A 16636-nucleotide genomic window follows, 5' to 3' on the forward strand; every position below is an offset into this window, starting at 1 on the left:
GGGTCGGCGATACGGACCGTCCCATTCGGCATCAGTCGTCGGACCGCGGGCCACCGCGAGACGACGGCACGTAATTCGAGGCGAGAGGCCTTCGACGTGGCAGCACCGCAGAACTACCTCGCAGTCATCAAGGTCATCGGTGTCGGCGGCGGTGGTGTCAATGCCATCAACCGGATGATCGAGGTCGGTCTCAAGGGTGTCGAGTTCATCGCCATCAACACCGACGCACAGGCGCTGTTGATGAGCGACGCCGACGTGAAGCTCGACGTCGGCCGCGAACTCACCCGCGGACTCGGCGCCGGAGCCAACCCGGCCGTCGGCCGCAAGGCCGCCGAGGACCACCGCGAGGAGATCGAGGAGGTCCTCAAGGGGGCCGACATGGTCTTCGTGACGGCCGGTGAAGGCGGCGGCACCGGCACCGGCGGCGCGCCCGTCGTGGCCAACATCGCACGCTCCCTGGGCGCCCTCACCATCGGCGTGGTCACGCGCCCGTTCACCTTCGAGGGACGGCGCCGCGCCAACCAGGCCGAGGACGGCATCGCCGAGCTCCGCGAAGAGGTCGACACCCTCATCGTCATCCCGAACGACCGGCTGCTGTCCATCTCGGACCGCCAGGTGTCCGTCCTCGACGCCTTCAAGTCGGCCGACCAGGTCCTCCTCTCCGGTGTCCAGGGCATCACCGACCTCATCACCACCCCCGGCCTGATCAACCTCGACTTCGCCGACGTCAAGTCGGTCATGTCCGAGGCCGGTTCGGCCCTCATGGGCATCGGCTCGGCCCGCGGCGACGACCGCGCGGTGGCCGCGGCCGAGATGGCGATCTCCTCGCCGCTGCTGGAGGCGTCCATCGACGGCGCCCGGGGCGTGCTGCTCTCCATCTCCGGCGGCTCCGACCTCGGCCTGTTCGAGATCAACGAGGCCGCCCAGCTGGTCAGCGAGGCCGCCCACCCGGAGGCCAACATCATCTTCGGCGCGGTCATCGACGACGCCCTCGGCGACGAGGTCCGGGTCACCGTGATCGCCGCCGGTTTCGACGGCGGCCAGCCCCCGGCCCGCCGGGACAACGTCCTCGGCTCGTCCTCCACCAAGCGCGAGGAGCCCACTCCGGTACGGCAGACCGAGAGCCGCCCGTCCTTCGGCACGCTCGGCAGCGTCAAGCCGAAGGAGGAGCCGGAGCCCGCGCCCGAGCCGGTGAGCGAGATCCAGGCGCCGCCGCCGGTCCCGCCGTCGCGCACCTACACGGACAGCGCGGCCGAGGAACTGGACGTACCGGACTTCCTGAAGTGATAGGACAGCGCGACACCGTGAACGGCGCGCACTTCGCCTTCACCGACCGGTGGGGCGGGGTGAGCGCCGTTCCGTACGAGGAGCTCAACCTCGGCGGGGCGGTCGGTGACGACCCCGAGGCGGTACGGACCAATCGTGAGCTGGCCGCCAAGTCCCTGGGGCTGGACGCCGGGCGGGTCGTCTGGATGAACCAGGTGCACGGCGACGACGTGGCCGTGGTCGACGGACCCTGGGACTGCGCGGCGCCGATCCCCTCGGTCGACGCCATCGTGACCCGGCGCCGCGGCCTCGCCCTCGCCGTCCTCACCGCCGACTGCGTGCCGGTCCTGCTCGCCGACCCCGTCGCCGGGGTCGCCGCCGCCGCCCACGCGGGCCGGCCCGGCATGGTCGCCGGCGTCGTCCCCGCCGCGCTACGCGCGATGATGGAACTGGGTGCCGAACCGGACCGGATCGTGGCCCGCACCGGACCCGCCGTGTGCGGCCGGTGCTACGAGGTGCCGGAGGCGATGCGCGCCGAGGTGGCCGCCGTCGAGCCGGAGGCGTACGCCGAGACGAGTTGGGGTACGCCCGCGGTCGACGTGGCCGCCGGTGTGCACGCCCAGCTCACCCGGCTCGGGGTGCGCGACCGGGCGTGGTCGCCGGTGTGCACGCTCGAGTCGGGCGACCACTTCTCGTACCGCCGTGACCGCACCACCGGTCGGCTCGCGGGCTATGTGTGGCTGGACTGATGGGACATGACGGACCGTAAGGACGAACTCGCCGGAAATCTGGCGAAAGTCGAGGAGCGCATCGCCGCCGCGTGCGCGGCCGCCGGGCGGCGGCGCGAGGAAGTGACCCTGATCGTGGTCACCAAGACCTATCCCGCGGCCGATGTGCGGATCCTCTCGGAGCTCGGTGTGCGTCATGTCGCCGAGAACCGCGACCAGGACGCGGCGCCCAAGGCCGCGGAATGCTCGGATCTGCCCCTTACTTGGCACTTCGTCGGCCAGTTGCAGACCAACAAGGTGCGATCCGTGGTCGGTTACGCGGATGTCGTACAGTCCGTCGATCGTTCCAGGCTGGTGACGGCTCTGTCCAAGGAAGCCGTGCGCGCCGGGCGTGAGGTGGGATGTCTCGTCCAGGTCGCGCTCGACGCGGGCGAGAGTGCGAGGGGGGAGCGGGGTGGCGTGGCGCCCGGCGGAATCGCGGAGTTGGCGGACCTCGTGGCCGGGGCTCCGGGGTTGCGGCTGGACGGGTTGATGACCGTCGCGCCGCTCACCGGAGAGTACGCGGGACGCGAACGGGCGGCGTTCGAGCGGATGATGGATTTGTCGACTGACCTGCGCCGGACCCATCCGGCTGCCACCATGGTCTCGGCAGGGATGAGTGCGGACCTCGAACAGGCCGTGGCCGCCGGAGCGACACATGTGCGCGTCGGCACCGCGGTACTCGGAGTCCGCCCCAGGCTCGGGTAACGTCGCCAAGAAGTCGGACCACAGCAGAAAATATGGTCATTGCCGTCGAAGGGCGGGCGTAACGACCTCGTGGATCGCGGGCACTTGGCAGTCGTCAGCCGATCCACCACAGAGCGGAGGACTCAGAGCATGGCCGGCGCGATGCGCAAGATGGCGGTCTACCTCGGCCTCGTGGAGGACGATGGGTACGACGGCCGGGGGTTCGACCCCGACGACGACTTCGAACCCGAACTCGACCCGGAGCCCGAACGGGACCACCGGCGACACGAGTCGTCTCATCAGTCCCACAGTGCACATCAGTCCCAAAGGGATGAACCGGTACGAGTGGTGCAGCCTCCGGCACCCCGCGAGCCGGTCTCACGCTCCGCTTCGCTACCCGCGGAATCCGGACGCCCCGCGCGCATCGCGCCCGTGGCATCCATCACACAAGAACGTCAGAGCCTGGAGAAGAACGCGCCGGTGATCATGCCCAAGGTCGTGTCGGAACGAGAGCCGTACCGGATCACCACGCTTCACCCCCGGACCTACAACGAGGCCCGTACCATCGGGGAACACTTCCGTGAAGGCACCCCGGTGATCATGAACTTGACTGAGATGGACGACACAGATGCCAAGCGACTTGTCGACTTTGCGGCGGGTTTGGTGTTTGGTCTTCACGGCAGCATCGAGCGGGTGACGCAGAAGGTGTTCCTGTTGTCTCCTGCTAACGTCGATGTCACGGCGGAGGACAAGGCCCGCATCGCAGAGGGCGGGTTCTTCAACCAGAGCTGAGACGCACGACCGGAAAACAGCAGTAAAAGCATCACCGAGCAGTACCCAGAGCACGGATCAGGGGAGAGGGAAGCAAGGGTCATGAGCGTGGTCCTGGATGTCGTCTACGTCGCGCTGATGTGCTTCCTCATCGTGCTCATCTTCCGGTTGGTCATGGACTACGTCTTCCAGTTCGCCCGCTCATGGCAACCCGGCAAGGCGATGGTGGTCGTTCTGGAGGCCACCTACACTGTCACTGATCCACCGCTCAAGCTTCTGCGGCGGTTCATTCCGCCGCTGCGTCTCGGGGGCGTGGCGCTCGACCTGTCCTTCTTCGTACTGATGATCATCGTCTACATCCTGATCTCGATCGTGAGCCGGCTGTGAGCGATGTGAACTACGGTCTTGCCGAATGCCGACGACTACGTTGAGGTGAAGAGATGCCGTTGACCCCCGAGGACGTGCGGAACAAGCAGTTCACGACCGTCCGCCTCCGAGAAGGCTATGACGAGGACGAGGTCGATGCCTTCCTCGACGAGGTCGAAGCCGAGCTGACCCGCCTGCTCCGCGAGAACGAGGACCTGCGCGCCAAGCTGGCCGCGGCCACCCGCGCCGCCGCCCAGAACCAGCAGAACATGCGCAAGCCCCCGGAGGGGCAGGACCAGCAGCAGGGTATGCCCCAGCAGGGCATGCCGCAGCAGGGCATGCGCGGTCCCGGCGCTCCTGTACCCGCCGGCATATCGGGCCCGCCGCAGCAGCAGATGGGCGGCCCCATGGGTGGCCCGCCCCAGCTGCCGAGCGGTGCGCCGCAGCTGCCCGCCGGTCCCGGCGGTCAGGGTCCGCAGGGTCCCGGCCCGATGGGTCAGGGTCCGATGGGCCAGGGGCCGATGCAGGGCCAGATGGGCCCGGGCCCCATGGGCGGTCCGATGGGTGGTCCCGGTATGCCCGGTCAGGGCCCCGGTGGCGACAGCGCCGCGCGCGTTCTGTCGCTCGCCCAGCAGACCGCCGACCAGGCGATCGCGGAGGCCCGTTCCGAGGCCAACAAGATCGTCGGCGAGGCCCGTTCGCGGGCCGAGGGCCTGGAGCGGGACGCCCGCGCCAAGGCCGACGCGCTGGAGCGGGACGCCCAGGAGAAGCACCGTGTCGCGATGGGCTCGCTGGAGTCCGCCCGCGCCACGCTGGAGCGCAAGGTCGAGGACCTGCGCGGCTTCGAGCGGGAGTACCGCACGCGCCTGAAGTCCTACCTGGAGTCGCAGCTGCGTCAGCTGGAGACCCAGGCGGACGACTCGCTCGCCCCGCCGCGCACTCCGGCGACCGCGTCCCTCCCGCCGTCCCCGGCGCCCTCCATGGCACCGGCCGGCGCGAGTGCCCCGTCGTACGGCGGCAACCAGACGATGGGCGGCGGCCCCTCGCCGTCCGGTCCGTCCTACGGCGGTCAGCAGCAGATGTCCCCGGCGATGACCCAGCCGATGGCTCCGGTACGGCCGCAGGGCCCGTCGCCGATGGGTCAGGCCCCCTCGCCCATGCGTGGGTTCCTCATCGACGAGGACGACAACTGACGGTTCGTAGTACGGCGTAGACGTCGGCGGCGTTCATAGGGCGGGGCCCCGGATTCCGAGTCCGGGGCCCCGCCCTTTTGCTACGCGTGTTCGCGGTTTTTGCCGTGTGTGTTCGGGTGTGGGTGCAGTTGTGTGGGTGTACGCAACGCCGAAGGCCCGGGCCCGCCAAGATTCTTTGGCGGGCCCGGGCCTTCGGCCGGGGGTTATGCCTTGCGCAGGCGGAACGTCAGCGTCAGAGGCTCGTCCGTGAACGCCTCGCCGAACGTCTCGTCCCCCTTGCCGGACGCGAAGTCCGTCGCCAGCACCTCGTCGGCGATCAGCCCGGCATGCTCGGTCAGCGCGGCGACGGTCGCCGGGTCCGTCGCCGTCCAGCGCAGCGCGATGCGGTCGGCGACGTCGAGGCCGCTGTTCTTGCGGGCCTCCTGGATCAGGCGGATCGCGTCACGGGCGAGGCCCGCGCGGCGGAGCTCCTCCGTGATCTCCAGGTCCAGGGCCACCGTGGCGCCCGAGTCCGAGGCCACCGACCAGCCTTCACGCGGGGTCTCCGTGATGATGACCTCGTCCGGAGCCAGGGTGATGGTCTCGCCGTCGACCTCCACCGACGCCGTGCCCTCGCGCAGGGCGAGGGACAGCGCGGCCGCGTCGGCGTTCGCGATCGCCTTGGCGACGTCCTGGACGCGCTTGCCGAACCGCTTGCCCAGCGCACGGAAGTTGGCCTTGGCCGTCGTGTCGACCAGGGAGCCGCCGACCTCGCTCAGCGACGCCAGCGACTCGACGTTCAGCTCCTCCGTGATCTGCGTGTGCAGCTCGGGGGAGAGGGCGTCGAAACCGGTCGCGGCGATCAGCGCGCGCTTCAGCGGCTGACGCGTCTTGACACCCGACTCCGCGCGCGTGGCACGGCCCAGTTCCACCAGGCGGCGCACGAGCACCATCTGCTTCGACAGTTCCGGGTCGATCGCGGACAGGTCCGCCTCCGGCCAGGAGGACAGGTGCACCGACTCCGGCGCCCCGGGCGTGACCGGCACGATCAGGTCCTGCCAGACCCGCTCGGTGATGAACGGGGTCAGCGGGGCCATCAGCTTCGTGACCGTCTCGACGACCTCGTGCAGGGTGCGCAGCGCCGCCTTGTCGCCCTGCCAGAACCGGCGCCGGGACCGGCGTACGTACCAGTTCGACAGATCGTCGACGAACGCGGACAGCAGCTTGCCGGCGCGCTGGGTGTCGTACGCCTCCAGGGACTGGGTCACCTGGTCGGTCAGCGCGTGCAGTTCGGACAGCAGCCAGCGGTCGAGCAGCGGGCGGTCGGCCGGGGCCGGGTCGGCCTCGGACGGGGCCCAGTTCGACGTGCGGGCGTACAGGGCCTGGAAGGCGACCGTGTTCCAGTAGGTGAGGAGCGTCTTGCGGACGACCTCCTGGATGGTGCCGTGGCCGACGCGGCGGGCCGCCCACGGGGAGCCGCCAGCCGCCATGAACCAGCGGACCGCGTCGGCGCCGTGCTGGTCCATGAGCGGGATCGGCTGGAGGATGTTGCCCAGGTGCTTGGACATCTTCCGGCCGTCCTCGGCGAGGATGTGGCCGAGGCAGACGACGTTCTCGTACGACGACTTGTCGAAGACGAGGGTGCCGACCGCCATCAGCGTGTAGAACCAGCCGCGGGTCTGGTCGATGGCCTCGCTGATGAACTGCGCCGGGTAGCGGGACTCGAAGAGCTCCTTGTTCTTGTACGGGTAGCCCCACTGCGCGAACGGCATCGAACCCGAGTCGTACCAGGCGTCGATGACCTCCGGCACGCGCGTGGCCGTCTGCCGGCACTGCGGGCAGGCGAAGGTGACCTCGTCGATGAACGGGCGGTGCGGGTCGAGGCCGGACTGGTCCGTGCCGGTCAGCTCGGTGAGCTCGGAGCGGGAGCCGACGACCGTGAGGTGGTCGTCCTCGCAGCGCCAGATCGGCAGCGGGGTGCCCCAGTAGCGGTTGCGGGACAGGGCCCAGTCGATGTTGTTGTTGAGCCAGTCGCCGTAGCGGCCGTGCTTGACCGTGTCCGGGTACCAGTTGGTCCGCTCGTTCTCCTCCAGCAGGCGGTCCTTGACGGCCGTCGTGCGGATGTACCAGGACGGCTGCGCGTAGTAGAGGAGCGCGGTGTGGCAGCGCCAGCAGTGCGGGTAGCTGTGCTCGTACGGCAGGTGCTTGAAGAGCAGGCCGCGGTTGCCGAGGTCCTCGGTGAGCTTCTCGTCGGCCTTCTTGAAGAAGGCGCCGCCGACGAGGGGGAGGTCCTCCTCGAAGGTGCCGTCCGGGCGGACCGGGTTCACGACCGGCAGGCCGTAGGAGCGGCAGACCCTGAGGTCGTCCTCACCGAAGGCGGGGGACTGGTGGACCAGGCCGGTGCCGTCCTCGGTGGTGACGTAGTCGGCGTTGACGACGAAATGGGCCGGGGCCGGGAACTCGACCAGCTCGAAGGGGCGCTGGTACGTCCACCGCTCCATCTCGGCGCCGGTGAAGCTCTGGCCGGTGGTCTCCCAGCCCTCGCCGAGGGCCTTGGCGACGAGGGCCTCGGCGACGACGAGCTGCTCCTCGCCGTTGGTCGCGACGACGTAGGTGACCTCGGGGTGGGCGGCGACGGCCGTGTTCGAGACCAGGGTCCACGGGGTGGTCGTCCACACCAGGAGCGCGGCCTCGCCGGCGAGGGGGCCGGAGGCGAGGGGGAAGCGGACGTAGACGGAGGGGTCGACGACCGTCTCGTAGCCCTGGGCCAGCTCGTGGTCGGACAGGCCGGTGCCGCAGCGGGGGCACCAGGGGGCGACGCGGTGGTCCTGGACGAGGAGGCCCTTGTTGAAGATCTCCTTCAGTGACCACCAGACCGACTCGATGTACTCGGGCTCCATGGTCACGTATGCCTCGTCGAGGTCGACCCAGTAGCCCATGCGGGTCGTCAGCTCGGAGAAGGCGTCGGTGTGGCGGAGCACGGACTCGCGGCACTTGGCGTTGAACTCGGCGATGCCGTAGGCCTCGATGTCCTTCTTGCCGGAGAAGCCCAGCTCCTTCTCCACCGCCAGCTCCACCGGCAGGCCGTGGCAGTCCCAGCCGGCCTTGCGGGCCACGTGGTAGCCGCGCATGGTGCGGAAGCGGGGGAAGACGTCCTTGAAGACGCGGGCCTCGATGTGGTGGGCGCCGGGCATGCCGTTGGCGGTGGGCGGGCCCTCGTAGAACACCCACTCGGGGCGGCCCTCGGACTGCTCCAGGCTCTTGGCGAAGATCTTCTGCTCGCGCCAGAAGTCGAGCACGGCGTGCTCAAGGGCGGGCAGGTCGACCTGGGCGGGCACCTGGCGGTACGTCGGCGTTGTCATCTGCGAGCTTCCTCCGGCGGACTTGCTGCCTTCCGTCCGGAGGGACGAGAGCTTCGACTCCTTACGCCGCTTTCGGCGCGCTCCCGCGGTACCACCCTCCTTGGCCCGCCGACGCACTGTTGTGCCTCGGTGAGCCCCCTCATTGGGGTCGCGATGCCGGTTCTACTGACCCTGGCTCTTCAGCTGGGCTTTCTTCCGGCGGCTCCGGGGTGATCTTCACGTCGCGCTCGCCCCCGGGCTTCCACCGTCCCCGGGTCGCTCTGGGCTGCGTACGCCGCTACTCGTCCCCATCCACGCTTTTCGCTCCGCCCAGTGTACGGCGCCGGGCGGACAGCGGCCGACCGGATTTCTGGAGGGGGCTGGGTGGGACGGGGATGGATGTAATATGACCCGATTGGTCAATTATGTGACTTCGGATCCTGTGATGTCCGGCTCGACGGATTACCTGGCGGGGAGCTGGGCACAACGCATGCATGCCGGCCGCGCAGCGGCCGCGGGGCGGGCGATTCGGGCGGCGTGCCCCGTTGCCGCGGGACCCGAGTCGATTTATCGTCCCAGCACGATTCGCGTGCAAGATCACAATATGTGAAGGGGCCGCGGCCATGGTGGCGAAGAAGACCGCCGTACAGCAGTCGGCGTCCGGCAGGTCCACGAGCGCCTCCGGCGGGGCGGCGAGCGCGTCCGGTGGTACGGCCAAGGGTGCGGGCGGGAAGAAGAGCACGCAGGGGGTGACGTCGGCCGCGAAGCGCGCGGTGGGCAAGGCCATGAAAAGGGTGCGGGGGGCGACCGCCGAGCGGACGGCCGGGGCGCGGGCGGCGCCTGTGAAGAGGGGGGTGGGGTCGGGGTCGGGGTCGGGGTCGGGGGCTGGGAAGGGTACGGCTTCGGCGGGGGTGGCGGGTGAGAAGGGGGCCGCGGGGAAGGTTGCGGCCAAGAAGGCGGTGGGTGAGAAGGGGGGCGCGGGGAAGGCTGCGGCCAAGAAGGCGGAGGGGAAGAAGGCGGCGGCGAAGGAGACGGGCACCGGGAAAACTGCCGCGAAGACGGCGGCCAAGGAGGCTGCGGGTAAGAAGGCGCCGGTTGCGGGGGTGGCGGCCAAGAAGGCGGCCGTCGGGGAGGAGGCCACCGAGAAGCGGGCTGCGAAGAAGGTGTCGGGCAAGAGGGGGGCGCCGGAGGCGGTGGTCGGGGAGGAGGCCACCGAGAAGCAGGCTGCGAAGAAGGTGTCGGGTAGGAAGAGGGCGCCGGAGGCGGCGGTGGGTGAGAAGGCTGCTGTCGGGAAGGAGGCCACCGAGAAGCGGGCCGCGAGGAAGGCGTCGGCCAAGAAGGAGCCGGTCAAGCAGGCGGGGGCCGGAGAGGCGGGGGCCGGGAAGCAGGCGGCGAAGAAGGCTGCGGCCGAGAAGACCGCCGCCAAGACCGCCGCCAAGACCGCCGCCAAAAAGGCGGCTGCGGCCGAGAAGGCGGAAGTGCCCAGCGAAGCGGTGGCCAAGGAGACCGCTGCCAAGAAGGCCGCTGCCAAGAAGGCCGCGGGACCGAAGGAAGCCGCGGCAAAGAAGACGGCGTCGGCTAAGAAGGCCGCGGCCAAGGCGGTGGTAGCCGAGCACGCGGTGGCTGAGGGGGCCGCCAGGAAGGTGGCGTCGGGCAAGAAGGCCGCGGCCAAGGCGGTGGTAGCCGAGCACGCGGCGGCTGAGGAGAGCGCCAGGAAGGTGGCGTCGGGCAAGAAGGCCGCGGCCAGGAAGGCGGTGGTAGCCGAGCACGCGGCGGCTGAGGGGACCGCCGAGGAGGCGGCGGTGACCGGGCGTGCTGCGGCTGAGGAGGCCCTCGTCGAGAAGGCGGCGGGCGCTCAGGAAGCCGTAGGCGGCGAGGCGGCCGTCGGTGAGGACGCGGCCGTGGGCGTTGGGAAGCGGGCCGCGAAGAAGGTGCCGGGCAAGAAGGTGGGCGCGGCGCAGGCCGCGAAGCAGACGGGAGCCACGACGGTGGTTGCGAAGAAGACCCCTGGGCAGGCCACGGCGGCGCAGACCGCCGTCCCCAAGGCACGGGTCGCCGCGGCGGAGCCGGGCGATCTCGCGGTGCGCCCCGGTGAGGACCCCTGGACCCCGGAAGAGGTCGAGGAGGCCCACGGGGAGCTGACGTCCGAGATGGAGCGGCTGAGCGCCGAGATCGCCAACGCCGAGGCGTCCCTTGCCGGTCTGATGCGGGACTCCGGCGACGGCGCGGGCGACGACCAGGCGGACACCGGCGCCAAGAACATCACGCGCGAGCACGAGCTGGCCCTCGCCGCCAACGCGCGCGAGATGCTGACCCAGACCGAGCACGCCCTGCAGCGCCTCGACGCGGGCACGTACGGCCTCTGCGAGAACTGCGGCAACCCCATCGGCAAGGCCCGTATGCAGGCCTTCCCCCGGGCCACCCTGTGCGTCGAGTGCAAGCAGAAGCAGGAGCGCCGGTACTGACCACGTGCGCCGTCCTCGGCGTGCCGTACCCTCGTGCTCAGTCAGGCACCTAGGTTGAGGGACTCACGTGGCAGAGGCGGAGCGCATCATCGGTATGCCGGGCACCCCGGACGCGGCGCGGGCCGAGCAGGAGCAGCCCGGCGACGACGCCGCGTCGCAGGAACGGTCCGGCTCCGAGGTGAACGGCGAGGCGGCGGCAGCGGCCGGCGCGTCCGGCACGGACGAGCGGGGCGCCCCGGCCGAGCGGCCCCGGGGCAAGCGCCGGATCGCCGTACTGTTCGCGGTCGCCGGATTCGCGTACGCCCTCGACCTGATCAGCAAGATGATCGTGGTCGCCAAGCTGGAGCACCACGAGCCGATCGAGATCATCGGGGACTGGCTGCGCTTCGAGGCGATCCGCAACGCGGGCGCGGCCTTCGGCTTCGGCGAGGCCTTCACCGTGATCTTCACGATGATCGCGGCGGCGGTGATCGTGGTGATCGCCCGGCTCGCCCGCAAACTGTACAGCCTGCCCTGGGCGATCGCCCTCGGCCTGCTGCTCGGCGGTGCGCTGGGCAACCTCACCGACCGGATCTTCCGCTCGCCGGGCGTCTTCCAGGGCGCGGTCGTCGACTTCATCGCGCCCAAGAACTTCGCCGTCTTCAACCTCGCCGACTCGGCGATCGTGTGCGGCGGCATCCTGATCGTGCTGCTGTCCTTCAAGGGCCTCGATCCGGACGGCACCGTCCACAAGGACTGACCACAACAGGACTGACGACAACAGGACTGACCACACCACGACTCGCCACAGCACTGATCAAAGGACTGATCAAAGGACTGATCAACAGCCTCCGGTCAGTGCTGTCGGACCCGTCCGGCATACTCGACGGGTGAGCACGATTCCCGAGATCCGTACCCTGCCCGTGCCGGACGGCCTGGAGGGCGAGCGCGTCGACGCCGCCATCTCCCGCATGTTCGGCTTCTCCCGTACCAAGGCCGCGGAGCTCGCCGCGGCGGGCAAGGTGCTGGTCGACGGCACGGCGGTCGGCAAGTCCGAGCGGGTGCGCGGCGGCGCCTGGCTGGAGGTCGAGATGCCGCAGGCGGCCCCGCCGGTGCAGGTGGTGGCCGAGCCGGTCGAGGGCATGGAGATCGTGCACGACGACGAGGACGTGGTCGTCGTCGTCAAGCCGGTCGGCGTGGCCGCGCATCCGAGTCCGGGGTGGACCGGGCCGACGGTCATCGGCGGCCTCGCGGCGGCCGGGTACCGGATCTCCACGTCCGGCGCGGCCGAGCGCCAGGGCATCGTGCACCGGCTCGACGTCGGTACGTCGGGGCTGATGGTGGTCGCCAAGTCCGAGCGCGCGTACACCTCGCTCAAGCGGCAGTTCAAGCAGCGCACGGTCGACAAGCGGTACCACACCCTCGTGCAGGGCCACCCCGACCCCACCAGCGGCACCATCGACGCGCCCATCGGCCGCCACCCCAACCACGACTACAAGTGGGCGGTCACGGCCGACGGCAAGCCGTCCGTCACGCACTACGACCTGATCGAGGCGTTCCGCGCGGCCTCGCTGCTCGACGTGAAGCTGGAGACGGGCCGCACGCACCAGATCCGCGTCCACATGGCCGCGCACCGCCACCCCTGCGTCGGCGACCTGACGTACGGCGCCGACCCGACCCTCGCCAAGCGGCTCCGCCTGACCCGGCAGTGGCTGCACGCCGTACGGCTGGGCTTCGAGCACCCCGGGGACGGTGAGTGGGTGGAGTTCGCCTGCGACTACCCGGACGACCTGCAGAACGCGTTGGACAAGGTGCGCGAAGAGACCTACGGATGAGCCCCGGGTACGTCGTCCGGGTCGCCGAGGAGGAGGCCGACCGCGCGGCGTGTTTCGCCGTACGCAAGGAGGTCTTCGTCGCCGAACAGGGCGTACCGGAGGATGTCGAGTACGACGCGTACGACGCCGGCGCGCTGCATGTGCTCGCCGTGCGGGAGGACGGCGTGCCCCTCGGGACGGGGCGGCTGCTGTACGGCGCCGCGGCGGTCGGCAAGACCGGGGGCGATCCGTCGGTGGGGTCGCTCGGGCGGCTCGCGGTGACCCGGGGCGCGCGCGGGCTCGGTGTCGGGGGCGCGCGGGTGCGGGCCATCGAGGACGCGGCACGCGCGCGTGGGCTGTCGGCGGTCGATCTGCACGCGCAGACACATGCCTTGGGCTTCTACGAGCGGCTGGGGTACGTGGCGTACGGGCCGGAGTTCCCCGACGCGGGGATACCGCATCGGGCGATGCGGCGTTCGCTCCGGCGGGGCTGACAAGTTGGGCAAGAGGTGGGCGTCGCGCGTGCCGTGACAAGCCTCAGCCTCGTTCCGGCCTCGGGGTTTCCACCGCTCGGCGTGGTGCCGCGCCGTCGGGGGACGGGCGGCGGCCGTTGGAGCCCGGGGGGAGGATCGCGTCCGCTGTGTTGACCCGGGGGAGGGCGTACGGGTGTTCGTGGATCAGCCAGGCGATCATCCGCTCGCGGACCGTGACCCGTACCGTCCAGACGTCGTCCGCGTCCTTCGCCGTCACCAGGGCCCGCACCTCCATGGTGTTGGGCGTGGTGTCCGTCACGTCCACGCCGTAGTGGCGGCCGTCCCAGGCCGGGCACTCGCGCAGGATGTCGCGGAGCTTCTCACGCATCGCGGCCACGGGGGCGGTGTGGTCGAGGTGCCAGTAGACGGTGCCGGTCATCTGAGGGGTGCCGCGCGACCAGTTCTCGAAGGGCTTGGATGTGAAGTACGACACCGGCATCGTGATCCGGCGTTCGTCCCACGTGCGGACCGTGAGGTAGGTCAGCGTGATCTCCTCGACGGTGCCCCACTCGCCGTCCACCACGACCGTGTCCCCTATGCGCACCATGTCGCCGAACGCGATCTGCAGCCCCGCGAACATGTTGCCCAGCGTCGACTGTGCCGCCACACCGGCGACGATGCCGAGGATGCCCGCCGAGGCCAGCAGCGAGGCGCCCGCCGCGCGGAACGCCGGGAACGTCAGCAGCATCGCCGCGGCGGCCACCACGCCGACGACCGCCGCGACCACCCGCGTGATCAGCGTCACCTGGGTGCGCACCCGGCGGACCCGGGCCGGGTCGCGCTGGGCGTGGGAGCTGGCGTACCGCGTGTACGACGTCTCGACGACCGCCGCCGCGATCCGGATCACCAGCCACGCCGCCGACCCGATCAGCACCAGCGTGAACGTCCGGCCGACGCCGACCCGGTGGTCCTGGAGCAACTGCGCCTGGTCGTACGACCCTCTCAGCAGGGCCGCGCACAGCACGAGTTGGTAGGGGATGCGGCCACGGCGCAGCAGACCCCACAGCGGGGTCTCCGGGTGCCGCTCGTCGGCCTTGCGCAGCAGCCGGTCGGTGGCCCAGCCGATGAGCAGGCCGAGCACGACCGAGCCGCCGATCACGATGAGGGGGCGGAGCAGGTTCTCCATGCCCTCGAACGTAACCAGTACCAGGGGACAGTGAACATGTGACTTCGCGGCGGATCGGGGTAGCGCCCCGGACCTGCGTTGTCGTACCCGGCTGGCACCATGGCCTCATGAACATCATGCTGTTCCACTCGTCCTACGGCCTCAGACCCGCGGTCCGCGCCGCGGCGGACCGGCTGCGCACGGCCGGTCACGAGGTGTGGACGCCGGACCTCTTCGAGGGGCGCACGTTCGAAACGGCCGAGGACGGCATGGCGTTCAAGGAGGAGGTCGGCAAGGACGAGCTGCTGAAGCGGGCCGTGCTGGCCGCCGCGCCCTACTCGGAGCGGGGGCTGGTGTACGCCGGGTTCTCGCTCGGCGCCTCGGTCGCGCAGACCCTCGCGCTGGGTGACGAGAGGGCGCGCGGACTGCTGCTCCTGCACGGCACGTCGGACCTCGCGCCGAACGTCTCGGTGGACGATCTGCCGGTGCAGCTGCATGTCGCCGAGCCGGACCCGTTCGAGACGGACGACTGGCTGAGCGCCTGGTATCTGCAGATGCGCCGGGCCGGGGCGGACGTGGAGATCTACCGGTACGCCGGGGCCGGGCACCTGTACACCGACCCCGACCTGCCGGACTACGACGAGGAGGCCGCCGAGGCCACCTGGCGGGTGGCGCTCGGCTTCCTCGACAGTCTCTGACCAGCGGTTACACCGGGTCGTACGTCCGCTCCACCTTCTGTGTGCCGCTGCGCGTGCGGTAGGAGCGGCTCCAGGAGGCCGTCGCGTCGGCCTTCGTCCGGTCGGAGAGGACGTAGTAGTCCATCTGCGCGCGCTCGGCTGTGATGTCCAGCACGCCGTAGCCGTGGCGGTCGGTGTCGACCCAGTGGACGTGCCGGTTGGCCGCGCGGATGACCGGCGAGGCGACGGCGGAGACGGTGCCCTCGGGGACCTTCACGAGGTCGTCGAGGTTGTCGGACGTGACCGAGGTGACGACGAACTCCGTGGCGGCGGACGCCGACAGCGGGTACGTACCGGCGTTCACCGGCACGTCGTTGGCCCACGCCATGTGGATGTCGCCGGTGAGGAAGACGGTGTTGCGGATCGCGTTCGAGCGCAGGTGGGCGACAAGTTCGCGGCGGTCGTCGGTGTAGCCGTCCCACTGGTCGGTGTTGACGGCCAGGCCCTCCTGGGGCAGGCCCAGCAGTTTGGCCAGCGGCTTGAACAACCCGGCGGAGAGCGAGCCGATGGCGAACGGCGAGATCATCACGGAGTTGCCGACCAGCCGCCAGGTGGTGTCGGAGGACGTCAGGCCCGCCTTGAGCCAGTCGAGTTGGGCGCGTCCGGTGAGCGTGCGGTCCGGGTCGTCGACGTCGCCGTTGCCGAAGGCGGCCTGCTGGGAGCGGAACGAGCGCAGGTCGAGCAGGGAGAGGTCGGCGAGCTTGCCGAAGCGCAGCCGACGGTAGGTGGTGCCCGCGATGGCCGGGCGGACCGGCATCCACTCGAAGTAGGCCTGCTTGGCGGCGGCCTGGCGGGCGGCCCAGGTGCCCTCGGCGCCCTCGGTGTGGTTCTCGGCACCGCCGGACCAGCTGTCGTTGGCTATCTCGTGGTCGTCCCAGATCGCCACGACCGGGGCGGCGGCGTGCAGCGCCTGCAGGTCGGGGTCGGTCTTGTAACGGCCGTGCCGGACGCGGTAGTCGGCGAGGGTGACGATCTCGTGCGCCGGGGCGTGCGCGCGGACGGAGGTGCCCCGGGTGCCGTACTCGCCGGCGCCGTACTCGTAGATGTAGTCGCCGAGGTGCAGCCAGGCGTCCAGGTCGCCGCGGGCGGCGAGGTGACGGTACGCCGCGAAGTAGCCGGCCTCCCAGTTGGCGCAGGAGACCACGCCGAAGCGGAGGTTCGCGACGGCCGCGTCCGTGGCGGGGGCGGTGCGGGCGCGGCCGGCCGGGGAGTCGGTGCCGCCGGCGGAGAAGCGGAACCAGTAGTCGGTGGCGGGCGCGAGGCCGCGGATGTCGGCCTTGACCGTGTGGTCCGAGGCGGCGCTCGCGGTGGTGGAGCCCTTGGCGATGATGTTGGTGAACGCCTTGTCCGTGGCCACGGTCCAGCTGACCTCGGTGTCCGGGCCGAGCCCGGAGCCGGGCGTCGCCTCGGCGGTGGGCGTCACCCGGGTCCACAGCAGGATGCCGTCCGGGAGCGGGTCCCCGGAGGCGACCCCGTGCAGGAAGGCGGGGGTGTCGGTAGCCGCCCGGGCGGGCAGGGCACCGGCGAGCGGAGCGGCGAGCACGGCTCCGGCGGCGGCCGCCTTGACGACCGTACGGCGGCGCGGAGTGGGAGAGTTGAGGCCCGTGTTGGGTCTGTGTCGACTGGTCACGGG

14 protein-coding genes are annotated in these 16636 nt (G+C 70.6%); 11 read left to right on the forward strand and 3 right to left on the reverse strand.

Annotation, left to right across the window (positions count from 1 at the left end; all coding sequences use genetic code 11):
* The first annotated feature begins 96 nt into the window (after positions 1 to 96).
* The 6 genes from ftsZ (at position 97) to KWI83_RS04275 (ending at position 5050) form a co-directional block, all read left to right on the forward strand.
* Positions 97 to 1287, forward strand: coding sequence for a cell division protein FtsZ (gene ftsZ, locus KWI83_RS04250; RefSeq protein ID WP_218512896.1), 1191 nt, complete (start codon positions 97 to 99; stop codon positions 1285 to 1287).
* Positions 1284 to 2015 (forward strand): peptidoglycan editing factor PgeF, encoded by a 732-nt coding sequence (gene pgeF, locus KWI83_RS04255; protein ID WP_218512897.1) that lies wholly within the window; start codon positions 1284 to 1286, stop codon positions 2013 to 2015. The genes ftsZ and pgeF overlap by 4 nt, the downstream gene beginning before the upstream one ends.
* A 6-nt stretch (positions 2016 to 2021) precedes the next feature.
* Entirely contained in the window at positions 2022 to 2741 is a 720-nt protein-coding gene (locus tag KWI83_RS04260) for a YggS family pyridoxal phosphate-dependent enzyme (RefSeq protein WP_218512898.1), read from the forward strand.
* A gap of 129 nt (positions 2742 to 2870) precedes the next feature.
* Complete coding sequence (locus KWI83_RS04265) at positions 2871 to 3512, forward strand: cell division protein SepF (RefSeq protein ID WP_218512899.1); 642 nt, start codon at positions 2871 to 2873, stop codon at positions 3510 to 3512.
* A gap of 81 nt (positions 3513 to 3593) precedes the next feature.
* On the forward strand, positions 3594 to 3878 hold the full coding sequence (locus tag KWI83_RS04270; protein ID WP_218512900.1) for a YggT family protein: 285 nt from the start codon (positions 3594 to 3596) through the stop codon (positions 3876 to 3878).
* Positions 3879 to 3931: 53 nt separating this feature from the next.
* Positions 3932 to 5050, forward strand: a complete 1119-nt coding sequence (locus tag KWI83_RS04275) for a DivIVA domain-containing protein (protein WP_218512901.1) — start codon at positions 3932 to 3934, stop codon at positions 5048 to 5050.
* A gap of 203 nt (positions 5051 to 5253) precedes the next feature.
* Here the strand turns inward: KWI83_RS04275 and ileS are convergent, their stop codons facing one another.
* Complete coding sequence (gene ileS / locus KWI83_RS04280) at positions 5254 to 8391, reverse strand: isoleucine--tRNA ligase (protein ID WP_218512902.1); 3138 nt, start codon at positions 8389 to 8391, stop codon at positions 5254 to 5256.
* Between the two features lie 728 nt (positions 8392 to 9119).
* Here ileS and KWI83_RS04285 point away from each other — a divergent pair.
* From KWI83_RS04285 to KWI83_RS04300, 4 genes are all read left to right on the forward strand, one after another.
* Positions 9120 to 10835: a TraR/DksA C4-type zinc finger protein gene (locus KWI83_RS04285; RefSeq protein ID WP_308121983.1), complete on the forward strand. Its 1716-nt coding sequence runs from the start codon at positions 9120 to 9122 to the stop codon at positions 10833 to 10835.
* Positions 10836 to 10902: 67 nt separating this feature from the next.
* The gene (gene lspA / locus KWI83_RS04290) at positions 10903 to 11574 is read left to right on the forward strand and encodes a signal peptidase II (RefSeq protein ID WP_218512903.1); all 672 of its coding nucleotides are present in this window, start codon (positions 10903 to 10905) and stop codon (positions 11572 to 11574) included.
* Positions 11575 to 11704: 130 nt separating this feature from the next.
* A complete protein-coding gene (locus KWI83_RS04295; RefSeq protein ID WP_218512904.1) occupies positions 11705 to 12649 on the forward strand; it encodes an RluA family pseudouridine synthase in 945 nt (314 codons plus the stop codon).
* Positions 12646 to 13122, forward strand: a complete 477-nt coding sequence (locus tag KWI83_RS04300; RefSeq protein ID WP_218512905.1) for a GNAT family N-acetyltransferase — start codon at positions 12646 to 12648, stop codon at positions 13120 to 13122. The genes KWI83_RS04295 and KWI83_RS04300 overlap by 4 nt, the downstream gene beginning before the upstream one ends.
* 43 nt (positions 13123 to 13165) lie before the next feature.
* Here the strand turns inward: KWI83_RS04300 and KWI83_RS04305 are convergent, their stop codons facing one another.
* Positions 13166 to 14287 (reverse strand): mechanosensitive ion channel family protein, encoded by a 1122-nt coding sequence (locus tag KWI83_RS04305; RefSeq protein WP_218512906.1) that lies wholly within the window; start codon positions 14285 to 14287, stop codon positions 13166 to 13168.
* Between the two features lie 107 nt (positions 14288 to 14394).
* Between KWI83_RS04305 and KWI83_RS04310 the strand changes: the two genes are divergently transcribed.
* A complete protein-coding gene (locus KWI83_RS04310; RefSeq protein ID WP_218512907.1) occupies positions 14395 to 14964 on the forward strand; it encodes a dienelactone hydrolase family protein in 570 nt (189 codons plus the stop codon).
* 7 nt (positions 14965 to 14971) lie between these two features.
* Here the strand turns inward: KWI83_RS04310 and KWI83_RS04315 are convergent, their stop codons facing one another.
* Positions 14972 to 16633 carry an alkaline phosphatase gene (locus KWI83_RS04315; RefSeq protein ID WP_218512908.1) on the reverse strand — a complete coding sequence of 554 codons (1662 nt, stop codon included), beginning with the start codon at positions 16631 to 16633 and terminating at the stop codon, positions 14972 to 14974.
* Positions 16634 to 16636 lie beyond the last annotated feature (3 nt).

It is taken from the genome of Streptomyces sp. TRM70350 (assembly GCF_019219825.1).
GTDB lineage: Bacteria > Actinomycetota > Actinomycetes > Streptomycetales > Streptomycetaceae > Streptomyces.